This window comes from Burkholderia sp. AU30280 (assembly GCF_020420125.1).
In the GTDB taxonomy this organism is placed as follows: domain Bacteria; phylum Pseudomonadota; class Gammaproteobacteria; order Burkholderiales; family Burkholderiaceae; genus Burkholderia.
This window is the reverse complement of record NZ_JAIZRY010000005.1, coordinates 129,363-154,823: the sequence shown is the minus strand read 5'-3', so window position 1 is coordinate 154,823 and position 25,461 is coordinate 129,363. Positions and strand designations below refer to the sequence as shown.

The 25,461-nt window shown below is 66.8% G+C and carries 25 protein-coding genes; 11 read left to right on the top strand and 14 right to left on the bottom strand.

Features of this window, described 5'->3' with window-relative positions; genetic code table 11:
• Positions 1-788 precede the first annotated feature (788 nt).
• Positions 789-1,523: a DUF1311 domain-containing protein gene (locus LGN17_RS13570; RefSeq protein WP_226197262.1), complete on the top strand. Its 735-nt coding sequence runs from the start codon at positions 789-791 to the stop codon at positions 1,521-1,523.
• A gap of 321 nt (positions 1,524-1,844) precedes the next feature.
• On the opposite strand, the gene LGN17_RS13565 is transcribed toward LGN17_RS13570, so the two are convergent.
• Complete coding sequence (locus tag LGN17_RS13565) at positions 1,845-3,335, bottom strand: alanine/glycine:cation symporter family protein (protein WP_226197261.1); 1,491 nt, start codon at positions 3,333-3,335, stop codon at positions 1,845-1,847.
• Positions 3,336-3,660: 325 nt separating this feature from the next.
• Here LGN17_RS13565 and dapF point away from each other — a divergent pair, with 325 nt between their 5' ends.
• On the top strand, positions 3,661-4,485 hold the full coding sequence (gene dapF / locus LGN17_RS13560; RefSeq protein ID WP_226197260.1) for a diaminopimelate epimerase: 825 nt from the start codon (positions 3,661-3,663) through the stop codon (positions 4,483-4,485).
• A 202-nt stretch (positions 4,486-4,687) separates the two neighbouring features.
• Here dapF and LGN17_RS13555 read toward each other — a convergent pair whose 3' ends face one another.
• From LGN17_RS13555 to LGN17_RS13540, 4 genes are all read right to left on the bottom strand, one after another.
• Positions 4,688-5,116, bottom strand: a complete 429-nt coding sequence (locus tag LGN17_RS13555; protein WP_174917872.1) for a PRC-barrel domain-containing protein — start codon at positions 5,114-5,116, stop codon at positions 4,688-4,690.
• 174 nt (positions 5,117-5,290) lie between these two features.
• Positions 5,291-6,259, bottom strand: coding sequence for a hypothetical protein (locus tag LGN17_RS13550; protein ID WP_226197259.1), 969 nt, complete (start codon positions 6,257-6,259; stop codon positions 5,291-5,293).
• A 16-nt stretch (positions 6,260-6,275) separates the two neighbouring features.
• Positions 6,276-7,406, bottom strand: coding sequence for a 3-deoxy-7-phosphoheptulonate synthase (locus LGN17_RS13545; protein ID WP_226197258.1), 1,131 nt, complete (start codon positions 7,404-7,406; stop codon positions 6,276-6,278).
• Positions 7,407-7,657: 251 nt separating this feature from the next.
• Positions 7,658-8,974, bottom strand: coding sequence for a lipase family protein (locus LGN17_RS13540; protein WP_226197257.1), 1,317 nt, complete (start codon positions 8,972-8,974; stop codon positions 7,658-7,660).
• A gap of 384 nt (positions 8,975-9,358) precedes the next feature.
• Here LGN17_RS13540 and LGN17_RS13535 point away from each other — a divergent pair, with 384 nt between their 5' ends.
• The 3 genes from LGN17_RS13535 to LGN17_RS13525 are packed head-to-tail and all read left to right on the top strand — an operon-like array spanning position 9,359 to position 11,630.
• Complete coding sequence (locus LGN17_RS13535) at positions 9,359-9,913, top strand: hypothetical protein (RefSeq protein ID WP_226197256.1); 555 nt, start codon at positions 9,359-9,361, stop codon at positions 9,911-9,913.
• The gene (locus tag LGN17_RS13530) at positions 9,913-10,365 is read left to right on the top strand and encodes a hypothetical protein (protein ID WP_226197255.1); all 453 of its coding nucleotides are present in this window, start codon (positions 9,913-9,915) and stop codon (positions 10,363-10,365) included. The genes LGN17_RS13535 and LGN17_RS13530 overlap by 1 nt, the downstream gene beginning before the upstream one ends.
• Positions 10,365-11,630 (top strand): DUF4163 domain-containing protein, encoded by a 1,266-nt coding sequence (locus LGN17_RS13525; RefSeq protein WP_226197505.1) that lies wholly within the window; start codon positions 10,365-10,367, stop codon positions 11,628-11,630. The genes LGN17_RS13530 and LGN17_RS13525 overlap by 1 nt, the downstream gene beginning before the upstream one ends.
• 90 nt (positions 11,631-11,720) lie before the next feature.
• Here the strand turns inward: LGN17_RS13525 and LGN17_RS13520 are convergent, their stop codons facing one another.
• Positions 11,721-12,428 (bottom strand): YceH family protein, encoded by a 708-nt coding sequence (locus LGN17_RS13520; RefSeq protein WP_226197504.1) that lies wholly within the window; start codon positions 12,426-12,428, stop codon positions 11,721-11,723.
• Positions 12,429-12,809: 381 nt separating this feature from the next.
• Here LGN17_RS13520 and LGN17_RS13515 point away from each other — a divergent pair, with 381 nt between their 5' ends.
• Positions 12,810-13,574 (top strand): SDR family oxidoreductase, encoded by a 765-nt coding sequence (locus LGN17_RS13515; protein WP_226197254.1) that lies wholly within the window; start codon positions 12,810-12,812, stop codon positions 13,572-13,574.
• A gap of 59 nt (positions 13,575-13,633) precedes the next feature.
• Here the strand turns inward: LGN17_RS13515 and LGN17_RS13510 are convergent, their stop codons facing one another.
• The 3 genes from LGN17_RS13510 to LGN17_RS13500 are packed head-to-tail and all read right to left on the bottom strand — an operon-like array spanning position 13,634 to position 16,067.
• Positions 13,634-14,341 (bottom strand): MOSC domain-containing protein, encoded by a 708-nt coding sequence (locus LGN17_RS13510; RefSeq protein WP_226197253.1) that lies wholly within the window; start codon positions 14,339-14,341, stop codon positions 13,634-13,636.
• Positions 14,338-15,234: a dihydrodipicolinate synthase family protein gene (locus tag LGN17_RS13505; protein WP_226197252.1), complete on the bottom strand. Its 897-nt coding sequence runs from the start codon at positions 15,232-15,234 to the stop codon at positions 14,338-14,340. Before LGN17_RS13505 ends, LGN17_RS13510 begins: the two co-directional genes overlap by 4 nt.
• A 50-nt stretch (positions 15,235-15,284) precedes the next feature.
• Entirely contained in the window at positions 15,285-16,067 is a 783-nt protein-coding gene (locus LGN17_RS13500) for an aldolase (protein WP_226197251.1), read from the bottom strand.
• 134 nt (positions 16,068-16,201) lie between these two features.
• Between LGN17_RS13500 and LGN17_RS13495 the strand changes: the two genes are divergently transcribed.
• Both LGN17_RS13495 and hutC read left to right on the top strand, forming a co-directional pair.
• A complete protein-coding gene (locus LGN17_RS13495) occupies positions 16,202-16,744 on the top strand; it encodes a helix-turn-helix domain-containing protein (protein ID WP_175952713.1) in 543 nt (180 codons plus the stop codon).
• A 30-nt stretch (positions 16,745-16,774) separates the two neighbouring features.
• Positions 16,775-17,512, top strand: coding sequence for a histidine utilization repressor (hutC, locus tag LGN17_RS13490; RefSeq protein ID WP_175952714.1), 738 nt, complete (start codon positions 16,775-16,777; stop codon positions 17,510-17,512).
• Between the two features lie 81 nt (positions 17,513-17,593).
• Here hutC and LGN17_RS13485 read toward each other — a convergent pair whose 3' ends face one another.
• Positions 17,594-18,442, bottom strand: coding sequence for a phytanoyl-CoA dioxygenase family protein (locus LGN17_RS13485; RefSeq protein WP_175952715.1), 849 nt, complete (start codon positions 18,440-18,442; stop codon positions 17,594-17,596).
• 39 nt (positions 18,443-18,481) lie between these two features.
• The gene (locus tag LGN17_RS13480) at positions 18,482-19,285 is read right to left on the bottom strand and encodes an ABC transporter substrate-binding protein (protein ID WP_175965197.1); all 804 of its coding nucleotides are present in this window, start codon (positions 19,283-19,285) and stop codon (positions 18,482-18,484) included.
• A 474-nt stretch (positions 19,286-19,759) separates the two neighbouring features.
• Between LGN17_RS13480 and LGN17_RS13475 the strand changes: the two genes are divergently transcribed.
• From LGN17_RS13475 to LGN17_RS13465, 3 genes are all read left to right on the top strand, one after another.
• A complete protein-coding gene (locus LGN17_RS13475; RefSeq protein WP_226197250.1) occupies positions 19,760-20,239 on the top strand; it encodes a helix-turn-helix domain-containing protein in 480 nt (159 codons plus the stop codon).
• Positions 20,236-20,925 carry a nucleotidyl transferase AbiEii/AbiGii toxin family protein gene (locus LGN17_RS13470; protein WP_226197249.1) on the top strand — a complete coding sequence of 230 codons (690 nt, stop codon included), beginning with the start codon at positions 20,236-20,238 and terminating at the stop codon, positions 20,923-20,925. Before LGN17_RS13475 ends, LGN17_RS13470 begins: the two co-directional genes overlap by 4 nt.
• A gap of 361 nt (positions 20,926-21,286) precedes the next feature.
• Positions 21,287-22,147 carry a LysR family transcriptional regulator gene (locus LGN17_RS13465; RefSeq protein WP_226197248.1) on the top strand — a complete coding sequence of 287 codons (861 nt, stop codon included), beginning with the start codon at positions 21,287-21,289 and terminating at the stop codon, positions 22,145-22,147.
• A 107-nt stretch (positions 22,148-22,254) separates the two neighbouring features.
• Here LGN17_RS13465 and LGN17_RS13460 read toward each other — a convergent pair whose 3' ends face one another.
• From LGN17_RS13460 to LGN17_RS13450, 3 genes are all read right to left on the bottom strand, one after another.
• A complete protein-coding gene (locus LGN17_RS13460; protein WP_226197247.1) occupies positions 22,255-22,728 on the bottom strand; it encodes a nuclear transport factor 2 family protein in 474 nt (157 codons plus the stop codon).
• A gap of 66 nt (positions 22,729-22,794) precedes the next feature.
• Complete coding sequence (locus tag LGN17_RS13455; RefSeq protein WP_226197246.1) at positions 22,795-23,979, bottom strand: amidohydrolase family protein; 1,185 nt, start codon at positions 23,977-23,979, stop codon at positions 22,795-22,797.
• An 85-nt stretch (positions 23,980-24,064) separates the two neighbouring features.
• Complete coding sequence (locus LGN17_RS13450; protein ID WP_226197245.1) at positions 24,065-25,264, bottom strand: amidohydrolase family protein; 1,200 nt, start codon at positions 25,262-25,264, stop codon at positions 24,065-24,067.
• Between the last annotated feature and the right edge of the window lie 197 nt (positions 25,265-25,461).

The window sequence follows — 25,461 nt, the reverse complement described above, 5'->3', positions numbered from 1 at the left end:
TGCCCGCTATCACATCAACTTGATGTTGATAAAGACCACCACTCTTCTTCAGAAATATTAATTTTATTGAATACAATGCTCCGCACCTTCTCCGGGTCATTTTATGAAATCGATGCCGAATGGCATCGCTATCACCCGTCGATTGGAGTCTCTCGATCTATGTCGCCGACATCGAAGCCGATCGCCATTTCGTCCGCTCTTGCCGCCCAAATTAGACAGGCAACGTCTCGCTGAATACGGTTACCCGTTCGAGGACAACAGGATCGGAGCATAAAAGTCTGGAATAGTTACAAAATTGCCAAGATTGCTTGGAAAAAGCACAATTTCTTGCAAAACCTCCTTCTGCGAATTTGTTCTCAAAATCCTGGAATCGCCCTATTGACGGGGCAGCGGCAAGAACAAATTTATGCAACCCAACGGGCGGCGTCGGGTTGCATGAATGTGCTCCTTGCCTGATACGTCCGCCCATGTTCGCGTCGAGCCGATCGGCCCGTATCGGCGAGTGTCATTCGGGCCGCTCTCCCGGGCGAAGGCGAAAGCCGGGAGAACAACCGCTGGCAGGACATGCCCGCGTGCGATCCCTGGCGTAGCCATTGACACACGCTTCTGGCGCCGTCAGGTTGCTCCGATATGCTCGACGGCGCGCCAGGGGTGCGGGTACCGCGTATCTCCTTGCCGCACGCTTGCCCCGCTTTTCCGATGCTTTGAAAATTCCGCTCGCGAGCATTAAGATCCCTGGGTGCTCGAGGCCGGGCTATTCCGTTCTTGTTAACCTTTCGTCATCGGTTATGTATTCCGCTCGACTTGCCGTTTCGGCGCTCGCCGGTATCTGCGCGCTTTTCTCTGCGAACGCCCTGGCGGAGGCCACTCTGCATCTTGAAGTCGAGGCAGTTCACGTCGACGAAAATTCGCCGCGCGTGTCCTTGCTTGTGAAGATGACGGACACCGACGCCGACAAGGACAGCTACGGTCGAGTGACCAGGACGTCGCTACCTGCTCCCGGCAGTTGCGTTGCGCGGTTCGACGGTGACGAACAGCACGTGGTAGGGCCTTGTGCCGCGTTTCATGTCTGGGAAAACGGAAGCCCGGTAAAGGCGGTCAAAGTGCGCATTCTGGATACGCGTGGAGATCATGACTGGGTGGTATTGACGTGGAATTCCATATTCGTACTTCCACCTTCGCAGCGATCGGTCAAAATGCTCGCGGGAGTCGCCAACGGTTGGTTCTCCAACAACCCGGACGAAATTTTCACGCTCGCCGACCCTCCTTCATTTGATCCCGCGCGCCCCTACAACTGGCTCTATCAGCGCGCCGATCGGGCTCTCAACGATAACTACCGGCGCATTCTCTCCCGCTACGCAAAAAATAACGATGAGAATCGGGCTCGGGGTTTGCGTATCGAGGAGCGAGTTTGGGTCGACCACAAGGTGAGCGAGTGTCGCGACTCGGGCGAGCCCGAGCGATGCCGCTGGCTTACGACTGAAGAACGTCTGGACACGATTCTCGAAGTCAACGACAACTAGAAATCTCGCCGCCACACAAAGACGTCCACTCGCGACCCAGGGGAGATTCCCAGGTCTCCCGGAGGCTGTCGCGAAATCGATCGGGCGGCGCCTTGCATTGTTTCCAGCCAATCACGCGGCACGCGAGCGGGACGAACGCCTGATGCACGTGTGCGTGCCGTTCATCGCGAATCTCGAGACAGGGAATCGCGCCGGGCTGCCCGGCGCGGCACGATGTAAAACGGCCGGCAACAGAGGTGCCGGCCGCTGGTGTGAAACGCATGATTCCCGCATTGCGCGGCCGCCATCCTCGCAGACGGCGCACCGCCACGGGATGCCTTCCTACGACTGCCGCTCGGCTGCCACGACCGGCTCTGCCCGGCTTTCGCGCGCGCCGCTCGCCGCCGCCGGCTTCTCCCAGAACGTCGCGTTCGCGATCCCGAGCGCGGCGGGATCGAACGACGGCTCGCGTCCTGCGCGCTTCTGCGCTTCGTAGTCGCGCAGCGCCTTGAGCGCCGGTTTCTGCAGCAGCAGGATCGCGACGATGTTGAGCCACGCCATCAACCCGACGCCGATGTCGCCCAGCGCCCACGCGACGCTCGCGCTCTTCACCGCGCCGTACAGCGTCGCGAGCAGGATCACCGCGCGCAGCACGAACGTGCCGGCGGCGCTGCTGCGCGCGCGGCTCAGGTACGCGACGTTGGTTTCCGCGATGTAGTAATACGCGAGGATCGTGGTGAACGCGAAGAAGAACAGCGCCATCGCGACGAACGCCGCGCCGAAACCGGGCAGCACCGATTCGACGGCCATCTGCGTGTAGCCGGGGCCGGCCTCGACGCCGGCCGCGCCCGAGAACAGCGTACGGCCGCCCGGCGCGACCACGTTGTACGCGCCGGTGATCAGGATCATGAAGCCCGTCGCCGAGCAGACGAACAGCGTATCGACGTAGACGGAGAACGCCTGCACGAGCCCCTGCTGCGCCGGGTGCGTGACTTCGGCGGCAGCCGACGCGTGCGGGCCCGTGCCCTGCCCCGCTTCGTTCGAATAGACGCCGCGCTTCACGCCCCACTGGATCGCCATGCCGAGCACCGCGCCGAAGCCGGCCTCGAAGCCGAACGCACTTTCGAACACCAGCTTGACGACGCCCGGCAGGCGCTCGATGTCGAGTGCGATCACGACGCACGCGATCAGGATGTAGCCGAGCGCCATGAACGGCACGACGATTTCCGCGACGCGCGCGATCCGCTTCACGCCACCGAAGATGATGAGCCCGAGCAGCAGCACGAGCACCGCGCCCGTGACGGGCTTCGCGATGCCGAAGGAATTCTCGATCGCGGACGAGATCCCGTTCGCCTGCACGCCCGGGAGCAGCAGCCCGCACGCGAGCACGGTGGCAATCGCGAACGCCACCGCATACCAGCGGACGCCGAGCCCCTTCTCGATGTAATACGCGGGGCCGCCGCGATACTGCCCTTCGCGCCGCACCTTGTAGATCTGCGACAGCGTCGATTCGACGAACGCGGTGCTCGCGCCGAGGAACGCGACGAGCCACATCCAGAACATCGCCCCGGGCCCGCCGAACGTGATGGCCGTCGCGACGCCCGCGATGTTGCCCGTGCCGACGCGCCCCGACAGCGACATCGCCAGCGCCTGGAACGACGACACGCCTTCCGCCGAAGCCTTGCTGCCGCGCATCAGGCGCAGCATCTCGACGAAATGGCGAACCTGCGCGAAGCGCGTGCGCAGCGAAAAGTACAGCCCCGCGGCAAGGCAGAGAAAGATGAGCGCGGGGCTCCAGATGACACCGTTGAGCGATTCGACGAGTTGTTCCATGAGGCGATTCTGTTGAAGGCGAGGATGGCGCGCGGCGGAGGGTCGGATCCGTTGCGTGACCGCGCGGCGTCACGACTACAGACAAATCCGAATTTATCTTTCATTTATATTACATGTCTTACGATCAGCTTCGGCATTGGGGTGTCCCCCAAGTAGCGCGTGACGAACCCGGGCGGCGTTGCAACGACGGGATCGGCAATCGGGCGGCGCGGCGTGCGCCGGGCGCCGCGAATCTCACGGCGCGGCATGGCCCCGCGCCCGAACCGCCTTGATCCCGGCCCGCGCGCACCGTACAGTGATCGCCTGCCTCGATACCGGAACCGCCATGCCGATCGGATTTCAGAAAATGCACGCGAACGGCGACGACTTCGCAATCGTCGACCTGCGCGGTCAGGATCGAGCGCACGCGATCGATGGCGACCTCGTGCGGCGCATGGGCGACCGCCATCGCGGCATCGGCTTCAACCAGCTCGCGGTCGTGTCGGACTGCGACGACGCAGCGGCCCGCGTCGCGTTCTGGAACGCCGACGGCTCGCCGCTCGACACCTGCGGCAGCGCGACACGCGGCGTCGCGTGGCGATTGATGCGGGAAACCGGCCTGTCGTCGCTCGTGCTGCGGACTCCCCGCGGGTATCTCGTGTGCTCGACGGAGGCGAGCGGCCTCATCACCGTCGAGATGGGCAGGCCGCTCACCGGCTGGCGGGACGTGCCGCTCGCCGAGGCGCTCGACACCCTCGCGCTGCCGCTGCCCGGCGCACCGGCCGCGTGCAACATGGGCAATCCGCATTGCACGTTCTTCGTCGACGACCTCCGCGCGATCGATGTCGCGGCGCTCGGCCCGGCCATCGAAACGCATTCGCTGTTTCCGCGGCAGACCAACGTGCATTTCGTTCAGGTCATCGATCGCACGCACATTCGCCTGCGCATCTGGGAGCGCGGCGGCGGCGTGCCGCTCGGTTCGGGATCGTGTTCGTGCGGGGCGGTGGTCAACGGCATCCGGCGCGGGCTGCTCGACGAAATCGTGCGGGTCGAGTGCGACGGCGGCGACGTCACCGTTCAATGGGACGGCACTGACAGCGTGTTCCTGAGCGGGCCGGTCGCGTTCGGGTTCGACGGGTTGTGGGTGGGCGGGGAGGTGACGGCAAGCTGATCGCAGGCATTCGCGGTGCGGCGTGAATCACGATACCGATTCGCGCCGGATGCGCAGCGGCAATGCAGCCACATCGTCATCGATCGTCAACGTAGTCCGTTCGCCGCCATGATGTGGCGCCCGGCCTCCAACGATCGCGCCGACGCGCGGGCCATTCATCGCCCGCGGTCGGCGTGGCCCGGCACGTGCCGGGCCGCATGCATCAGTGCTTGTCGTCGAGCTTCTTCGGCTTCGGCGGCGACGGCACCTTCGCGTACTGGAACGCGGGCGTCGCCTTGAGCGCATCCTTCGTCGCGCCCGGCAGGTAGATGTTGCCGTTGCGCACGTCGAGCGACGCGATCGGCACCGCGACGTCGTGCGCGGCCACGCCGAGGAAGCCGCCGGCCGACACGATCGCCGCCGACACCGAGCCGTCCGGTGCGACGATCAGGTCGCGCACGGTACCGACCTTCTGGTTGTCGTCGTTGTAGACGGCCTTGCCGAGCACGCTCTTCTTCACGCTCCAGCCTTCGAGCAGCGCCTGCGATTGCTCGACGGTCACGCTGATCGGCTGCGCACCCGCGATCTGCGCGTGCGCGCTGACGCTCGATGCGAGGACGGTTGCTGCGATGAGGGTCTTGTAGAAAGCCATGCTGTCATGTACTCCGGTGAATTGTTGTCGGTGTCGGCGGCCGGCCAAGCCGCCTCCATGCCTGCGCCGCGTGAAGCACGGCGCATCGCACCGGCCCATGTTAGCGCCACTCGCGCAACGCTGCATCGGACGCGATGACGCAGCCCCCGCCACGCGCGCCGCGCGACGGCGACATTACGGACACCGCAACGAATCGCGAACGCGGTCAAACTCCGGCAGGTAACGCGCGTAGTTTTCCTCGCGCGCGGTGTAGATCAGCGCACAGGTCTTCGTGTCGCCGGACGTCACCACGGCCGCCTGGTGCACGATTTCATCGTTGAACGCCCCCTTGTGCTCGCACGTCATTGCGGGCCGGCCCGCTATCGTGCCGTTCTCCGCGTGCGACCATTCGATCGCGCTGCCACCGTCCTTGACCGCATCGACCATCTCGTCGCAGAAGCTCGACAGCGTATCGTCGCTCCTGTCGCCGATGACGAACTCGATCCCCGCCGACATCAGCCCGAACCTGAAACGCCGGATCCGGTAGGTCGCGTCGCCGCGATCCTCCGGCTGGTTCGCGACCCGCCATCCTGCCGGCAGATGCAGCTCCGCCGGCGCCGGATAGTCGCGCACGAGCCGCAGGTCGTTGTCGAAGTTCAACACGCCCGCGATACCCAGCGCCACGATCGCCACGGCAATCGACAGCCAGACGCCGAGCAGCGTCAGCAGGCCGATGCCCGCCGCACGCCAGTTCGATTGCAGCGCGCCGCCGGCGGCCCGGTGCGCGTCCACGGCCGCGCGTTGCGCGTGCCGTGCATGGAAAATCGTCCCGGCGAGACCGGCAACGACGACCGCATGCACGAGCGCGTGCGGCACCACCGAGGTTTCCGGTATCGCCACCGCCGCGTACAGCACGATCGACACGAGCGTGACGAGTGCCGTGACGAGAATCTGCCGCCGTGCGAGCGCGCGGTGGCCGAGACGCCGCGCGTTCGCCGCGAGCAGGATGCCGCCGGCGAGCGGCGAGCCGAGCAATGCCGCCCAGCCGACGCCCGCCATCGTGTACAGCTTGCCGGGCGGTACCGGTGCCGTCGATGCCGTCATACCGGAAGCAGCGGGTTCGCCCGGAATGGCCGGTGCGTCGTCGGACGGGAAATCGCTCATGTCGGCATCGCCTGCGTCACGCGTTGCACGACCGCGCGCGCCGTTGCCGCACGGCGTCGGCCAGCACGTCGAGCACCGGTTCCGTCTGGGTCCAGCTCAGGCATGCATCCGTGATCGATACGCCGTACTTCAGCGGCACGCCCGGCTTCAGGTCCTGGCGCCCGGCCTCGAGATGGCTCTCGACCATCACGCCGACGATTCGCTGCTCGCCCTGCGACAGTTGCCGCGCGAGATCCTGCGCAACGTCGATCTGACGATCGTGCGACTTGTTCGAGTTCGCATGCGAGCAGTCGACCATCACCTGCTCGCGCAAGCCGGCCTTGCGCAGCACCGCGCAGCTCGCCTCGACATGTTCGGCGTCGTAGTTCGGGCCGTTCTTGCCGCCGCGCAGGATCACGTGCGCGTCGTCGTTGCCGCGCGTCTCGAAGATCGCGGCCATCCCCATCTTCGTCATCCCCATGAACGCATGGCTCGCCGCCGCGGCGACGATCGCGTCGGACGCGACCTGCACGCCGCCGTCGGTGCCGTTCTTGAAGCCGATCGGGCAGCTCAGGCCCGACGCGAGCTGGCGATGGCTCTGGCTCTCGGTCGTGCGCGCGCCGATCGCACCCCACGCGATCAGGTCGGCGATGTATTGCGGGCTCAGCAGGTCGAGGAATTCGGTCGACGCCGGCAGGCCCAGCGCGTTGATGTCGAGCAGCAATTGCCGCGCGGCGCGCAGCCCTTCGTTGATGCGGAAGCTGTCGTCGAGACGCGGATCGTTGATGTAGCCCTTCCAGCCGACCGTCGTGCGCGGCTTCTCGAAGTAGACGCGCATCGTGATCAGCAGGTCGTCCTTCAGCGCATCGGCGGCGATCTTCAGGCGGCGCGCATAGTCGAGCGCCTGGTCGTGATCGTGGATCGAGCACGGGCCGACGACAAGCAGCAGCCGGTCATCGCGGCCGTGCAGGATGTCGCCGATTGCGCGGCGCGTATCCTCGACGAGCGTCTGCGTGGCGGGCGGCACCGGCAGCTCGTCCAGCAGCAGCGCCGGCGAGATCAGCGGGCGCACGGCGCCGATGCGGACGTCGTCGATGCGCGTGGTGTCCTGCGTCGCGTCGGCGCTGCCTACCTCGCGATCGTGGGAAGGATTGTCGAGGTTCTGCATGGTGATTCTCCGGGGACGTCTGGAATGATGGGCAGGCTCGATTATGGCACCCGGGCGGGACGACGGCGGGTTGCGGCGGGGGAGCGAGCGCGGCTGCATGACGGCCGCGCGACGGAGATCAAAAGGCGAAAGAAAAAAGCGACCCGCGCAGGGTCGCCCGGCCATGCGCCGCGTCGCATGCGGCGCTCCTTGCTTCTTGCACTGCAGCCTGCAAGGCTCGTTCGCAAGCCCGTTATCGGCGTGAACAGGCCCTAATGCAGCGTTTCGGGCGCCAGCGAATTGCTCGGCAGCAGCGACGTCAGCCAGCAATTGCTCGGCGCGGCTTTCCCGTTGAAACGGTCGTAGAGCCACGGCAGCATGCCGGCCACCCACGGCACGATCGCACCCGCATGTTCGAGCGGATACTCGTTGTACGTGACCGGCGTGCCGCTCGCGCAGAACTTCTGCGCCAGTGCGCGCACGTCGTACGCCATCATCACGCCGTCGCCCACCTGGCTGCTGAACGTGCCATCCAGCGCGCCTGCCGTGCCCTGGCCGATGAACATAGGGATCGTCGGCGATGCAGCCAGCCCCGCATTCACCTTGTTCGCATACGTCACGTACACGGGAATGCTGTTGATGTCGTTCGCGTATTGCGGCTTGAACAGCGTGCCCCAGTGCAGCCCCGTGTACTTCGGCAGGATGTACGCGAGCGACTGGCTCTGGATGTCCTTGAACACGGCGACGCCGGTATCGCTGAGATAGGGCGTCAGGTCGAAGCCGTAGCCGCGCGACAGCCCGGCCAGCGCGGCCGCGGCTACGCCGCCCCAGACGATGCTGCCGTCGACGTAGCGCAGGTTGTGAGCGGGATCGACCAGCACGCCGCCTTCCGCCGCGCCGACGAGCTGCCGGTTGATCTCGGGCGCATAGCTCGGTGCGAGCTGCGCGGCCCAGTTCGTCGCGATCGCACCGCCGGAATAGCCGATCATCGCCACCTTGCTAGACGGGGTCAGGCCGGTCGACGGCGTATTGAGCGCCGCGCGAATCGAATCGAGCGTGGTCATCCCGTATTCGGGGCCGGCGGCGAAGTCGGCGGTCTGGCCTTCCGTATCGGGCACGATGATGTTGTAGCCGAGTAGCAGCAGCGTCGACAGCGGAATCGATTCCGCGCTGTAGAGCAGCGTGCCGACGTTGATGACCTTCGTGACGTCGCGGTCGCCGGCGATCACCTGCGACGGCTCGTCGTACGGGTTCAGCGAATCGTAGGCCGACTGGTACGAGATCGCCTGGCCGTTGCTGACCTGGCTCCGGATCACGGACGTCACGTTGACGACCGGCTGGTTCAGCGCGTTTTGGGTGCGGTACAGCAACTGCTGCGCGGTCAGCGCGGTGGGGATGCCGGCCACGTGATAGGTGACGCTGCGCGTCTTGAGCACCGTGCCCGGTGGAATCGATGCCAACGGCGTGGCGCCGGTGTACGTGTAGAACGGGTCGGACACGGTCTGCGCGGCGGCGCTGGCCGGCGGTGCGGCGACGGCCAGCGCGGCGGACACGGCCGCCGCGGCCATCATGAAACGTCTGGAGGACATGGTTGGAGCCCCTGGGATAACCTGCTTGCATCGAAGGAAGTTCGGCGGTGTTGCAGACCATCATGCGTACCGCTTCAAGACCGTTTCCGAGCCATCGACTGTCTCCTGTGAATGAGTAATCCGGCTTGTTCTGAATCTGTCGTTTTAGTAGGAGTACAAACCGCATCAATTGAAGCACAACGCGCACGTACTCGATGGGCGTTTTCCCTTGTTTGAAGGTAAACGTCTAGACCCGCCGCCCCGCGATGCGGGGCGCGCCGGCCGTTCGGCCGACTGTCCGTGTCTTGTCGAAGTGCCGTACGATCACGGCTGTCCGGTACCGAAGGCCGCGCCGTGCACCGCTTGCCTGTAACCGATCGCTCCCTGCCCAACCGACACGCCACGATGACCGTCTCCGAACTGCTCCGCGCCATCCGCCAACCGTATGCCGACCTGCTCGCGAAAGCCGCTGCACAACCGGCCGTGATCGTCGAACCGGCCTACCGGCGTGCCGACGGTACGCTCGCCGCCGAAGGGCCGCTCGCGTTGCCGTGCCGGGCCGACATCATCGCGACCGAAGGCGAATCGGCCGGCCATCCGGCGAGGGTCGATTCCGCCACGCAGCTGGCGTTCGAGCCGTTGGCATTCGACCTCGAAACAGCGGCCGTGTCGATTCGCCCGTTCGTGTGGGACTGGGCCGCGATCGAGGCCGGCGGTCTCGACGAAGGCGCGGCCGTCGACGCGTTCAAGACGTGGTTCTTTGCGTGGTTCGATGGCGACGACGAAAACACGCCGGCCGAAGATGGCCTGCACGGGATCGTTCACTACCTGTCGGAACCGGTTCGCACGGAACAGGGGTGGCGCGTCGATACGGATCTCGGCTCCGCGCCCGAGACGGCCGTCGAAGATCTGCTGTTCCGGCTCGTCGATGCGGGCGCCACGCGGATCGTGCTCGGATAATGCCGTACTTCATTCTTCACCGGCCCATCATGAAAAAAACCTTTGCCGCCCTGCTGCTCTGCGCGTCGCTGCCCGCGTTCGCCACGGTCTCCACCGAGGTGTACTGCTTCAAATCGGACGGCGACAAACCCGTGCGCTTCGAGATGCGCACCTACTACGACGACGCCGTCAATTGGTCGGGTGGCATGGTCCGCTATGCGAAAGCAAAAACGGCCCTGCCGCTGGTGGTCGAGCACGTGGACGAGGAAGTGCTCGCCGAGGACCGACCGCACCAGTTCACGACGACCTGGGTCGAGATGGTCGACGGCAGGATCAATGGGCGGTACGAGATGATGTCGCAGGGCGCGATGATCTATTCGATGACCTATACCAGCGCGCGTACCGGCAAGCAGACCGCGTTCGGCAGGGCACTGGACGTCGACGCCTCCGAACAAACCGGGTGCCGCTGGTGATGCACCCGCTGATCAGGATGGTGCTGGCGCTGATCGCGCTGCGCGCGGGCTTCGCGGACGCCGCGCCGCGCACGGTCTACGAAGGAACGCTGCAAGGCGCCGGCGCCGTCGTGATGGAACTCGACGATCGCCCGGCTGCGGATGGTTCAATCTCGGGCCGCTACTTCTATGCGCAGTACGGCGTCGATATTCCACTGCACGGCACGCCCGCGGAATTGATCGAACCGCTCGTGCGAACGCAGTTGCCGGACGATGCGCGCGTTCCATTGGGATTCAGCGAGCAAGCCAATTTCGATCATGCCGCCGCCACCTGGCAGGGTACGCGGGACAAGGCCGGCTATCGCGGCCGTTGGACCGACGCGCGCACCGGCAAGACGCGCAATTTCGCGCTGCGGCGCATCGCCGAATACGATCCCGGCGCGGTTGCGCCCGGCTCCGTCGAAGCGATCACCAACCGCATCGCCGGCGGCGTCGGCAGCGGCATCGCAAGCGGCGTGGCCATCGACATGCGGCAGGCGCCCTATGCAACGCTGAAGCTCGCCGGGCACGCGCAGCCGGCCGGCCCCGAGGTCGGAGACGGCACCGTCGCGTACCGGATGTGGCGCGATCCGCGCACGGAGCTCATGTATCCGCGTCTGAGCCGTCATCCCGATCCGGCGGTCATGGCGCGAGTCAACCGCCTGCTCGAGCAGCAGCACTGGCAGAAGAATCTCGCCGCGCTCGAATGCGCGTCGACCCGCTATACCGACGACGAGCCGGCGGCCGGTTCGCTCGGCGGCTACGACGACGAACAGGTGACGGTCACGTGGCTGTCGCCTGCGGTACTCGGCATCGTGGAATCGGGCAGTACGTACTGCGGCGGCGCCCATCCGAACAATCACTACGATCCGGTCACGTTCGACCTGCTGCGCGGCACGTACCTCGACTGGAATCGCGTGATCGACGCGACTACGGCAGGCAAGGATGGCGACCCGGCAACGAGCCCCGCACTGGTGAGTTTCATCACGCGGCTGCGCGATAAGGGCGAATCCGGCACTCGCGCGACGGATGGAAGCGGCGATTCGATCGCGTGCGCCGACGTGTTCCCGGAATATCTGGCGTTCGAGTTCGATGCGCCCGGCAAGCTGTCGTTCAGCGTCTCCGGCATCGGGCACGCGATGGGTGCGTGCCTCGGGCCGCAACTCGACGCTTCGTTTGCGGCGCTCGCGCCGATCCTGAAGCCGGGCGGTTCGCGCTATCTCGTACCGGGCGTCAAGCTGAAGTAACGCGGGGGTGCGTGCGATATCCGCATCGCGCCCCGGCCCGGCCGCGTGGCGGCGGGGCCGGGCAATGCTCACGCACCGCAACCGCTCATGTCAGGACGCGTCGCGTTGCGCGTCGACGTCGATGCCCAGCTCGCTGGCCATCCGCTGAACCAGCGCACTTAGCCGCGCCACTTCATCCGCGAGGCGCTTCTGTTCGGCCTTCAGCGCTTCGAATTCCGAAGGCGGCACGGAATCGGCGCCGCCGGCATCCGCGCTCGCGAAGTCGGCCATGTTCACTTCGCCGCACATCAGGTGCATCCAGCGGTTCTCGCGCGCCCCCGGCGCACGCGGCAGCCGGACGACGAGCGGCTGCGCGCGTGCCGCGAGCTCGTCGAGGAACGCCTCGACCGACGAAATATCCGCGAAACCGTGCAGGCGCGCGCTGTTCAGGCGCAGTTCGGCGGCCGTCTGCGGGCCGCGCAGCAGCAGGATCGTCAGCAGCGCGATCGCCTGGCTCGGGATGCCGAGCACGCGGTTCATGTTGTGCTCGAAACGCGGCACACGGCTGCTGCTGCCTTCCATCACGAGGCTCAGGTGCTTCAGCCCGTCGAGCGCGGTCGTGACTTCATCCTCGCTGACGTTCATCACCGGCGCGCGCGCGGTTTTCTGGTTGCAGCCCGCGGTCAGCGCATTCAGCGACAGCGGATAGGTGTCCGGCACCGTGTGCTGTTTCTCGACGAGCACACCGAGAATGCGGGCCTCGAGGGGCGTGAGTTCGCGAAGGGCGCGTGGCGTGGGCATATCCGGCGTGGTGTTCATGAGTGGCGTCGCAGCGTGCAGCAGGTGAAGGGAAACGGTCGCGGCCCGTCCGGCATCGCGCACGGGCGAGCCATATGATAGCTCGCGTCGCGTAGCCGGCGCCGCGCAGCGTGCGGGCGCGCGCACTTGCCGCAGCAGGCGTTCGTCCAACCTATCGGCCGGCCTGTGCCGTGCGGCGGATTCCGCTTCCCTGCACGCGGCGGCGTTTGCGCGACGCGCAGGCGGGCGCTACGATATGCGTCACCCTGACGCCCGCGGCGGCGCGCGAGCGCATTCGCACGCCACACCACGCATCGCTTGTCCCGCACGCGTTGCCGCCACGCCTGTGCACCGCTCGTCGACGCCGCTCATCCCGTTCACCCCTTCGAACCACTCACCGCCATGACCGCATCCTCTTCCGCTCCGCACGTGCGCGCCATCGTCACCGGACACACGCGCGGCCTCGGCGCGTCGCTCGCCGAACAACTGCTGCTGGAAGGCGTCGCCGTGCTCGGCGTGTCGCGCAGCCGCCATCCATCGCTCGGATCGCAAGCGGGCGACCGGTTCGCCGAAATCGAACTCGACCTGTCGGACACGTCGTCCGTCGCGGCCTGGCTGGCGGGCGACACGCTACGCCGCTTCGTCGACGGCGCGTCGCTCGTGCTGCTGTTCAACAACGCGGGCATCGTCGATCCGATCGGCCCGCTCGCTGCGCAAGACCCGGCAATCGTCGCGCGCGCGGTCGGCGTGAACGTCGCGGCACCGCTGATGCTGTCGGCCGCGCTCACGCAAGCGGCATCGGCCACGACGGAATGCCGGATCCTGCATGTGTCGAGCGGCGCGGCACGCAATGCGTACGCGGGCTGGAGCATCTATTGCGCAACCAAGGCGGCACTCGATCACCATGCGCGCGCCGTCGCGCTCGACGCGAACCGCGCGCTGCGGATCTGCAGCGTGGCGCCGGGCGTCGTCGATACGGACATGCAGGCGACGATCCGCTCGACCAGCGAAGACAACTTCCCGATGCGCGAGAAATTCGACCAGCTGAAGTCGAGCGGCGCACTCGCGACGCCCGAGGCGGCCGCGCGACAACTGATCGGCTATGCGCTGAGCGATGCGTTCGGCTCGGCGCCGACGGCGGACGTGCGGGAACTGCCGAGCCACTGAGCCAAGGCCTGTTCACGCTGAAAACGGGCTTGGGCTGTCCCTGGCCGCCACGCGGCCCGTCAACGCCCTTCGAGCCGCTTCGTCCAGTCTTCGACCTGCCGCTCCGCCCGGCGCTTGTCGAGCATCTTGCGCCAGCCGGGCGGCAGTATCGGCACGTCGCACAGCGCATCGAGCGCGGCCATGTCGAGCGTGCGCCGGTACAGCACGTCGAGCACGGTCGACAGCGGCCATTGCGGATAGCCGCGCCGATGCAACGCCAGCACGTCGCCCGGCGCCACCCAGCCTTCCTGCAGCACGCGGTAGTACCAGCCCGTCCGGCCGCTCTGCTGCACGAGCGCGGCCATCCGCGGATGATCGAAACGCGTGTTCAGTTTCCAGCACGGTTGCCGCGACTGCGACACCTGAAGCACGGCGCCGCCCAGCGTGAATTCGTCGCCGAGACACACGTCGCGCTCTGTCACGCCGTGCGTCGACAGGTTCTCGCCGAACGCGCCCGGTTGCGCAAACACGTCGCGCGCGCCGATCTGTGCCGACCACCACGCATAGTGATCGTGCGCATAGTGGTGGACCGCCTTGTCGGGGCCGCCGTGGTGCCGCGCATCGGCCTGGTCGTCGCCGGCAAAGCCGAGCGTGCCCAGCCACACACGCGAGGCGACCGGCTGCTTGTCGATCGCGCTGGCGTGCGGCGTGCCGGCCAGCGGCCGGCTCTTGCCGATCCGCACCGCGCCGATGGCGGCCGAGATCGTCGGCCGTGCCGCATCGGTCATGTCGTCACCCCGTCGGGCAGCGCTGCGAGCAAGCGTTCGAGTTCACGCGTGCGCGCGTCGCCGAGCGGCATCAGCGGCTTCCTCGGTTCGCCCGCATCGAAGCCGCGCAGGCGCAACCCGGCCTTCACGGTCACCGGCAACCCGCCGTTCACGATGAACTGCAGCAGCGGCAGCTGCGCATGAAAGACCGTCCTGGCGCGCGCCAGGTCGCCCACGCGCATTGCGTCGAACAGCGCCAGCGGCAACGCCGCGTTCAGGTTCGGCGCGGCCGTGCACCATCCGGCTGCGCCCGCTGCAAGCGCGGCGAGCGCCATCGGATTGCTGCCGTTGTAGAACGGAATCGCGCCGTCGCTCAGCTGCGCGAGCCGGTGCATCCGCCCGATGTCGCCGGTGCTCTCCTTCACCATCGTCACGTTGTCGACGCTCCGGCAGATCGTCGCGATCAGGTCCGGCGACATGTCGACGCCGCTGGTCGCGGGGTTGTTGTACAGCATGATCGGGATGCCGATGGCGTCGCCGATCGCGCGATAGTGCGCGACGATCTCGTCGTTGGCGAGCTTCCAGTACGACACCGGCAGCACCATCACCGCATCGGCGCCGGCCTGTTCGGCGAAGCGCGCGCGGCGCACCGCGCCCGCCGTGGTGAGATCGGAAATGCCGACGACGGTCGGCACGCGCCGGCGCACCGCACGAATCGACGCGGTGGCGACGGCCTCCCATTCGGCATCGGACAGGTACGCGCTTTCGCCGGTACTGCCCAGCGGCGCGATCGCGTGGACGCCGTCGGCAATCAGGCGCTCGATCAGCGCTTCGAGCGTTTTCAGGTCGATGGCGCCGTCGGCGGAGAACGGTGTAACCGGGTAGGCAATGATGCCTTTCAACAGGATGGACACGATAGGTATTCCTCAATGATGATCTGACATGACCGTGGCGAATCGCCCGCTCATTCGATGCAGTCCTGGTGCGTACGCAACGCCCTGCGCGCGTAGTAGTCGAACGTCACCGCATCGCGCTTCGGCTTCGAAATCCAGTCGTGCGCTTCGCGCGCCAGCGCCGGCGGCACCGGCTTGATCTCGCCGGCCGACATCGCGAGCAACTGCAGCTTCGCGGCCCGCTCGATCAGCAGCGCGAGAATGCATGCTTCCTCGATCGTCTTGCCGACCACGAGCTGGCCGTGGTGCGACAGCAGGATCGCGCGCTTGCCGCCGAGCGCCTTCGAAATGATCTCGCCCTCCTCGTTGCCGACCGGCACACCGGGCCAGTCCTTCAGGAACGCGCAATCGTCGTACAGCGGGCAGGTATCCATGTGCGACACGACGAGCGGCTGCTCGAGCATCGAGAGCGCCGCGACGTGCGCCGGATGCGTATGGATGATGCAGTTCACGTCCGGGCGCTCGCGGTAGATCCACGTATGGAACCGGTTGGCCGGATTCGGAATGCCTTCGCCATCGACGACGTCGAGATCCTCGTTCACGCGCAGCAGGTTCGCCGCCGAAATCTCGTCGAAACCGAGCCCGAGCCGCTGCGTGTAGTACGTGCCGGCGTCACCCGCGCGGCAGGTGATCTGCCCGGCCAGGCCCGAATCGTGGCCGGCGTCGAACAGGATCCGGCACGTGAGCGCGAGCTTCTGCCGCGCGGACCAGCCGCTGTCGCCCACCGCGTTGTCCAGGCGCCGCTCCGCCAGCGCGACCAGTGCCTCCTTCGTCAGATTCAGCGTTTCCGCCATGTTCACCTCCTGATTGGATCGGGTCGGTCGCGCCGTCCGCGGCCGCTTTCCCGGAGAAACATGACACACAATACACCACATGACACTGTGTGTCATGCGCTACAATCGGTTTTTCGAAGGACACCTGGCGCCCCATGACGATTCGCCTGAAACTGCTCAGAAAACAGAAGGGCTGGACACTCGACGTGCTGGCCGACGAGACGGGCCTCACCAAGAGCTACCTGTCGAAGGTCGAGCGCGGCCTGAGCGTGCCGTCGATCGCGGTCGCGCTGAAGCTGTCGAAAGCGCTGAACGTCGACGTCGAGCAGCTGTTCTCGGAAAGCCACAACCGCGAGCTGATCACGGTCACGCGCGCGGGCGAGCGCACGGCGATGGGCGCGGCAGCGGACAGCCACGCACATCGCTTCGAGAGCATCGCGGCCGGCGTCGCGCCGAAGAAGATGCTGCCGTTCGTCGTGCATCCGCCGCACGCATTCGTCGCGTCGACGTTCCGCGAGCACGAAGGCGAGGAGTTCCTGTTCGTGCACAAGGGGCGCGTCGAAATCGAATTCCCGAACGAGACGGTGCAACTCAAGACCGGCGATTCAGTCTATTTCAACGCACTCATCCCGCACCGCACGCGCAGCCTCGGCACCGCGCAGGCGGAGATCCTGGTCATCGTCAGTCACGACGACTAGCATCGTCACCTTTTCGCGCAAGGATCCCCGATGGTCACGAAGGCCACCGCACCGTTCCAGCAGATCAAGACACTCGTTCGCCAGAACGTCGAATCGGGCGACTGGCGCCCCGGCGATCGCATCCCGTCCGAGCTCGATCTCGCCGCGCAGTTCGGCGTCGCACGCATGACGGTCAACCGCGCGCTGCGCGAGCTGACCGAGGAAGGCGTGCTGAAGCGCATCGCGGGCGTCGGCACCTTCGTCGCCGAGGTGAAGCCGCAGTCGAACCTGCTGATGATCGCGCACATCCGCGACGAAATCCGCGCGCGCGGGCACGAATATCGCTGCCGCGTGTTGAGCCGGTCGAGCGAACCCGCGTCTTTCGACGTCGCGGCCGCGTTCGGCCTGCCGGTCAACACGCCGGTGTTTCATGTGGTGTGCGTGCATGAGGAAAACGGCCGCCCGATCCAGCTCGAGGATCGCTACGTGAACCCGGCCGCCGCACCCGGCTTCATCGACCAGGATTTCCAGGTCGAGCCGCCGTCCGAGTACCTGTACAACAACGTGTCGCACGACGAACTGGAGATCGAGCACGTGGTCGATGCGTCGTTGCCGACCGGCGAACAGGCGCGGCTGCTCGACATGCGCGCCGACGAGCCGTGCCTCACGCTCACGCGCCGCACCTGGACGAACGGGCAACCCGTCACGTTCGTGCACTTCCTGCATCCGGGCAACCGCTACCGGCTCGGCTCGCGCTTCAAGCCGGGCGCCGGACGCCACCCGACCTGATCCTGTTCCCACGCATGCAAACACCCGGCGGCCGTTTCGTCAGCAAACGGCCGCCGCGCCCGTCATGCACGCCCGCCGGCGTCAGATCGCGCCGGCCTGCCCCGCGCCACGCGACCATACGACCGGAAACAGCGGGTGATCGAGCGGCGCGCCGTCGGGCAACTGCTCGGCGAGCCCCGGGAAATCGGGCGACGTCTTCCAGCGGCGCGGCGCATGACGGATATCGTCGCCGACGAACCTGATCGAGAACGCGCGGCGGCGGTTCTGCGTACCGCCCGACGCATGCAGCGTGAGCATCCGGAAGCACACCATGTCGCCGGGCTCGAGCGCCCAGCGACGGATAGGAAATGCCGCGCGATCGCCTTCGATGTCCGGCAGATCCGCGAGGCTGCCTTCCGGGAACCACTTCGCTTCCTTGTCCATGAACGTGCGCGGCATCAGCCACGGGCCGAGATGCGAGCCCGCGACGAATTCCAGCGTCGATTCGAGCGGCACCGGATCGACCGGAATCCACATGCTGACGTTGTCGTCGCCTTCGATGTTGTAGTACGGCTGGTCCTGATGCCACGGCGTGCGCTGCCGCGTGCCGGGCTCCTTCACGAGCAGGTGGTCGTGATGGAGCCGCACGTGTTCGGTGCCCATCAGCGCGGCGGCCACCGACGGCGCCGGTGAGCGCACGATGAAGTCGCGATACGCGTCGTTGTGCTGCCAGTTGCAGAAATCCTCGAAGAACCAGCCCGGATCGTCGGGCCGGCTCGCGACTTTCGCTCGCGTGCTCGGCCGTGCGAGATTCGCGTCGATGCCGGCGCGCAGCACGCCGACTTCGTCGGGCGAGAAGATGCCCTTGATGCAGACCGCCCCTTCCTCGCGGAACGCGGCGATCAGGTCGGGGGTCACGGCTTGCGCGACGCGGTCCTGGATACTCGTCATGGTGTGCCTGTCGATTGAATGAATCACGGGATCACGGAATCACGGTGCGGAAGTCAGCTGCTGCTTCGCGCCGTAGATGTCGAAGTCGAAATATTTCGCGGCGATCTTCTGGTACGTGCCGTTCGCGCGGATCGCGACGATCGCGTCGTTCAGCCGCTTCTTCATCGCTTCATCGCCCTTGCGCACGCCCATTGCGACGCCGTAGCCGGTGATCCGCACGTCGGTCACGTCGGGGCCCGCGAACGCGTAGCCCTTGCCGCGCGGCGTCTTCAGGAACGAGTAGCCGGCCTGCGTCTTGTCCTGGAAGGTCGCGTCGAGGCGACCGTTGACGAGATCCTGGTACACCTGGTCCTGGTTCTGGTACGAGACGATCGTCACGCCCTTGGTCGCCCATTCGGCCTTCGCGTACGCCTCCTGCGTCGTGCCCTGGTCGATCCCGACGCGCTTGCCCGCGAGCGATGCGGCGTTCGGCAGCAGCTTCGAGCCAACCGGCGCGACGAGCGCGCCCGGCGACGCATACAGCTTGTTCGAGAAGTCGATCTGCTTGAGCCGCTCGTCGGTGGCCGTCATCGCGGACATGATCACGTCGAACTTGCGCGCGCGCAGCGCCGGAATCATCCCGTCGAAGCCCTGCTCGACCCACACGCACTTCGCATGCAGTTGCTCGCAGATCGCGTTGCGCAGGTCGATGTCGAAGCCGGCGAGCGAACCGTCGGGCTGCTTCGCCTCGAACGGCGGATACGTGGGGTCGATGCCCCAGCGGATCGTCGACGTGTCCTGCGCGAACGACACGAGCGGCGCGAACGCCAGCGCGGTAACGAGGAGCTTTGCAGTGCGGTTCATGGCGTGTCCTTGAAGGTCTCGACGCGGCGGGCAAGCGCCGGCGTCCGGTGGGGGGCGGTGCGCCGGAACGCGCGGCGCGGTGCGCGAAAGACGGGGACTTCGATGGAACTGCGATGCAGTCTAGACCGCTCAATTTCTGAGCGCAAGCGGGAACACGCGGGGACGAGGTGGAGTGAGGCCGGGGGGGCGAAAAGGAAGGGATGGTGTTTGAAATACGGCCACGTGGCAGGATTTTCGTGGTTTTTCGGTGTTTACCCTGCGCGACGCACGCCTGACACAGAGCGTGTTTTTCAGATATCCGCGGTGTAACGACCCTATACAGGCGATCGATGGAGAGTCTCCTCCGACGCGGCTTCGGCGGTATTGTCCATGCGACCTATACCGCATAAGCAATGACTCGGAGCCAATAGCTCATCCTGAAATGTAAGATATACTTTACATCAAAGGGCGCTAAACGTGCGCCGGGAGGTCGACATGCAACTCTATGAAATCGGTCAGGCCGTTGCAAAACGAAGGGCGGAACTCGACCTCACACAGGCCCAGCTTGCCAAGCTCGCCGGGCTGTCTCGGTTCACCGTCAACCAGCTCGAAGCCGGCAAGGTCAAGGATCTCGGGATCAACAAGCTGATCCCGTTGCTCAGCGTGCTCGGCATCGAACTCCTGGCGCTGCCGCGACAGGCTCACAACGGCCTCCACAAAGCCGTTGTGAGCGCGAACGTCAGCTACAAGGGCGAATTGACCGAGCGCTTGCTGGCCGACGCGTTGACCACCGGACACATTCCGGCAGGATACGAATCGCAGTTCTCCGTCATCCTCGACGAGGTGCCGCTGCCTGTCGTGGTGAAGGCGGCCGAGGAAGCCGCCGAACGCTCGGGCACCCCGCTCCGGACCATCTGGAAAAACCTCGCGGCTTGGTCGAAGGATCTTCACCTGTATCGGGAGGTATGGGCATGACCGCACCATCCGCCTTGCCCGACGGCCCGTGGCAAGGCCTTTTTCGTCACGCGCTGACGCTGGTCGACGAGATACGGAAGCACGGCACGTCGAAGCCGTTCTGGACGTTCGGGGGAGGCACGGTTCTCATGCTGCGCCACGGCCATCGCGTCAGCAAGGACGTCGACATCTTCGTACCCGACCCGCAGTATCTCGGGTACGTGAACCCCCGCATCAGCGACGCAGCATCCGACATCACGACGGACTATGAGGAACACGCCGGTTTCGTGAAGCTGGTGCTGCCCGACGGCGAAATCGACTTCGTGGTCTCCCGAAATCTGACGTCTCCCGGCTACGACGAATGGATGCTGATGGATCACGTCGTCAAGGTCGAGACTTCAGCGGAAATCGTCGCCAAGAAAATGTGGCACCGTGGCGATCGCCCGACAGCGCGAGACCTGTTCGATCTGTGTCTGGTCATCGAGCGAGAACCGGAGAGCCTGAAGGAAGCAGGTGCGTTCCTCGTTCGGCATCGCGATACGTTTTTGCGTCTGCTCAACGAGCATCGTGCCTTCGTACAGCCGCGCTTCGACGACATCCGGACACTCGGCTACACGCCGTCGTTCGACTACTGTGTGGCACTGGCCGACGCGTTTCTCCGGCAGCTTCCCGACAGTACCCCCGAACGCAAATCGCGCCCACGCTGAAACCTGCCGCGCCCCCCGCCGCCGCCAGCACTCGCTCGATCTGCCCATACCCGCATCGCCACGATCGGCCGCGCTGCGCAACCGGCCTTCGCGCGCGCCGCCGTCGGCGGCCGCCACCGCCGACGCGAGCGAGGTCAACGCAAACGAGCCGATGATCGCGATCCGTTTGAACAACATCGCGTTTCCTCCTTGCGTGCCGCGCGCGCCGAAGCGCGGCCGATGCAATGCGTCCGGCACCCCGTGGCGCCGCAAAACGCCGCGCCGCGTCCGGCGAAACCGCGATTGCCCGCGGCCTCCGGCCATGTTAAAAGTCGTCGCACGCATTTGGAAATGAAATGCTCGAATCCACAGAAGTGCAGAAATGAATAGACCCCTGTTCGACCTCGACCTGCTGCGTGCGCTCGTGATGGTCGCCGACTGCGGCAGCTTCACGACGGCGTCCGCGCGCCTGCATTCGACGCAGTCGACGGTCAGCCAGAAGGTGCGCCGGCTCGAGGAAATCGCCGGGCACCGCCTGCTCGACCGCGGCACGCGCGACGTGCGGCCGACCGACGCGGGCGTGACGGTGCTCAGCTACGCGCGGCGCATGATCGCGCTGAACGACGAGATGCTGGAGGCGCTGTCGGGCGCCACGGTCGCGTTGACGATCCGGCTCGGCGTGCCCGACGATTTCGCGGCAGGCCGCACGACGCATGCGCTCGCGGCATTCAAGCGCGCGCATCCGCAGGTGAAGCTCGAAGTGACGTGCGGGCTGAGCCGCGACGTCAGCGCCGCGTACGACCGTGGCGAGCTCGACCTCGTGCTGATCAAGCAGCGTCGCGACAGCCGCGAGGCCGTCGTGCGCTGGCCCGAGAAACTGCGCTGGATCGACAGCGCAAAGCATCCGTCGATCGGTCTCGACCCGGTGCCGATCGTCGTGTTTCCGCCGCGCGGGCTCTATCGCGACGACATGATCAAGACGATCGAGGAGCGCGGCCGCCGCTGGCGGATCAGCTTCACGACGTCGAGCCTGAGCGGCATCCAGGCCGCCGTCGCGGACGGGCTCGGCATCAGCGTGCTGCCCGCGCGCGTGGTGACGGACGAGCACGTCGTGCTGACCGCGAAACAGGGCTTCGCGCCGATCGAGCACATGGACATCGCGATCCTGCATCGGCCGACGGCCGACCCGATGGTCAGCGAACTGACGAAGGCACTCGCGACGATGCTGGAACACGAGGAGTAGCAAGCAGGCCGGATGCGGCGGCACTGCGAAGGACGCCGCGGCACCGCCGGCACCGCCGATGCGGCGCGATCGCGGGCGCATCGAAACGCCGGCGCCCCCCATCCCCGTCAGAACATCGTGTTCCCGTTCGCGGCCTGCTCGGGCACGGGTTGATTGACGTCCCAGTGCTCGACGATCTTGCCGTTCTCGAGCTTGAAGATGTCCACGATCGCGCTGCCGCGTGTGCCGGGTTCGCGCACCGCATGCACGTGCAGGATCACGTAGTCGCCGTCGACGAACGAGCGCTTGATCTCGCTGTGCGACCGCGGATATTTGTCACGCAGGAATGCAACGAATTGGCGGAAGCCGTCGCGGCCGTCGGCCGCGTTCGGGTTGTGCTGCACGTAGCGATCGCCGACGTACGCGAGCGCGGCGTCCGCATCTTTCTCGTTCAGGCCTCTTTCGTAGAACGCGAGCACCGTCCGCCGGTTGGCTTCCTGCTGCGCGTCGGTCGGCCCGGCCGCCACCGCATGCGCGGCGTTCACGGCGAACAGGCCCGCCGCCATCCATCGTGCGGCCCGTGCCGCTGTCGTGCGTCGCATCGTCGTCTCCCGGGAAATCCGGCTGAAAACCGGATCATACCGGGCGACGCCGCGCTCACGCTTCGATCAGGGCAGCGCGCCGTTGCGCGCGACGATCTTCCCCGACGACACGACGAGCCGCCGCAGCGGCCGCGAGACGACAGCCTCGGCGAACGTCAGTGCATCGACGAGCACGACGTCCGCGCGGCTGCCCGGCCGCAGCCCGTAGTCGGCGAAACCGCACCCGCGCGCCGCGCTGTGCGTCACGCAGTCGAGCGCGACTTCCAGCGCATCGTCGCGACGGAAATCGTTGCGCATGCCGATCAGCATCGCGCGTTCGAGCATGTCGGGCGACCCGTATGGGGTCCACGTATCGCGCACGCCGTCGTTGCCGCCGATGACCGTCACGCCCGCCGCGCGGCACGCGGCCACCGGCGGCACGGGCACCGCCGCCGGCGCGGTCGTGACGAGCCCGACGCCGAGTTCGGCCATCCGCGCGAGCAGCGCATCGCGCTCGCGTTCGGCGATATCGCCGAGACAGAACCCGTGGCTGATCGTCACCTTGCCCTGCATGCCGTGCGTGGCCGTGCGCTGCAGGATCAGGTCGAGCGAGTACGCGCCCATCGATCCGCGCTCGTGCAGATGAAGGTCGAGCCCGCGGCCGTGGCGCTCGGCGATCGCGAACAGCGCGTCCACCGCCTCGACCGGATCGCCTTCGATCGCGCACGGGTCTAGCCCGCCGAGCAGATCGGCGCCGGCGGCGAGGGCTTCGGACAACAGCACATCGGTGCCCGGCCGCTTGAGCACGCCCGACTGCGGAAACGCGACGATCTGGATTTCAACTTCCCCGCGCAGCGTCTCGCGCGTCGCGAGCACGCCGTGCAGATGCCGCAGCCCGGCTTCGGTATCGATGTCGACGTGCGTGCGGATGCGCGTCGTGCCGGCCGCGAGGAACGCGCGCGCCAGCGCGAGCGACGCGGCGCCGGCGTCATGCCCGCTCGTCGCGCGATAGTGGCGTTCGTTCTCGATCCGGTCGACGAGGCGCGGCCCGACCTGGTTGCGATACCACGGCATTCCCCAGTGCGTCTTGTCGAGGTGCGTGTGGCCTTCGACGAGGCCGGGCAGCGCGAGCGCGCCCGCGCCGTCCTCGATCGCGCAGCCGGCGGGCGCGTCGAGCGACGGGCCGATGCGCGCGATCCGGTCGCCTTCGATCAGGATGTCGAGCGCGGCGTCGGCGCTCGGGCGGACGTTGCGGATCAGCAGGTTCGTCATGTCGGTTCCGGTGTGGTCGGTTGGTGCGGTCAGTGCAGTCAGTGCGAGGAGGGCACGGCGCGTACCGTGCCGCCGGTCGGGTGAGTCAGCGCGCCACGCGCAGCGCGGGCGCGAACGGCGCGCCCGTGTCGCTTTCGCCACGCCGGAACACCCAGCGCTCGGCGGGCACGCCCGCGACGGCCGCCGCCGCGTTCGGCGCACGCACCGCGACGAACGTCGCATCGCAGCCGACCGCGATTCCGTAGTTGTCCTTTCCGATCGCGCGCGCGCCGGCGTGCGTCGCCATGTCCAGCGCGATACCGAGCGCTTCATCGGTGTAGCAGCCTGACCGATAGCCGACCATCATCGCGCGCTGCAGCATGTCGCCGTTACCGTACGGCCACCATGCGTCACGGATGTTGTCGTTGCCCGCGAACACGTGCACGCCTGCATCGCGCAGCGGCAGCACCGGCGGAAACGCGCAGTCGCCGGGCGCATTCGTCAGGATCGACACGCCGGCTTCGGCCAGCGCCGCCGCGGTGCGTTGCACGTCGTCGTCGCCCACCTGGCCGAGCGCGTAAGCGTGGCTCACGTTCACGCGACCGCCGAGCCCCGCCGCGCGCGTGCGCGCCGCGATCCGCAGCAGCTGCGCGATGCCCGTTTCACCGGGCTCGTGCAGGTGAATGTCGATCTTCGCGCCGCGCTTCTCGGCGATGCCGAACACGATGTCGAGCTGGCCGTCCGCATCGCCGTCGAGCGTCGTCGGGTCGATCCCGCCGACCACGTCCGCGCCTTCGCGCACGGCTGCGTCGAGGATCCCGGCGGTGCCGGGGCACGACACGACGCCCGCCTGCGGGAACGCAACCAGTTCGATATCGACGATGCCGCGCCATTGCTCGCGCGCGGCCATCACGGCCTGCAGGTTCGACAGGCCCGTGGTCGCATCGACGTCGACGTGACTGCGCATCGCGACCGTACCGAATGCCGCGGCCTGCGCGATCAGCGCATTCGCGCGCTCGACGATCGGCCGCGCCGCCGCGAGCTGGCGCTTCTCGACCGCGAGCCGCTCGCGCAGCGTGCCGACCGGTTCGTGCGGCACCCAGCGATCGCCGACGAAGCTCTTGTCGAGGTGGAGGTGGCCGTCGACGAAGCCGGGCAGCACGACGCGGCCGTCGAGGTCGATCGTTTCCGCGCCGGGCGCGGCGGCGCAATCGGCGCCGATCGCGGCAAAGCGGCCGTCACGGACGACGAGGTTGATGGGCTGGCCGCCGGCATCGACAGCGTTGATGAAGAGACGATCGGTCATGGCTCGGAATGTGGGGCGGTCGCGGCGCGACACCGGCGCGGACAGGGGAAGGAACCGCAGCCGGCGCGGCGCGACCGTTGGCAGGGAATCGGGCCACGATATCGGACGCCGCCGCCCGAGGCCAATTAAATGTCGCGATGCCGCGCATTCGATTTCGCGATGCGCGTCGCGCGAGACCGCCGGGCCGGGCCTGGCGA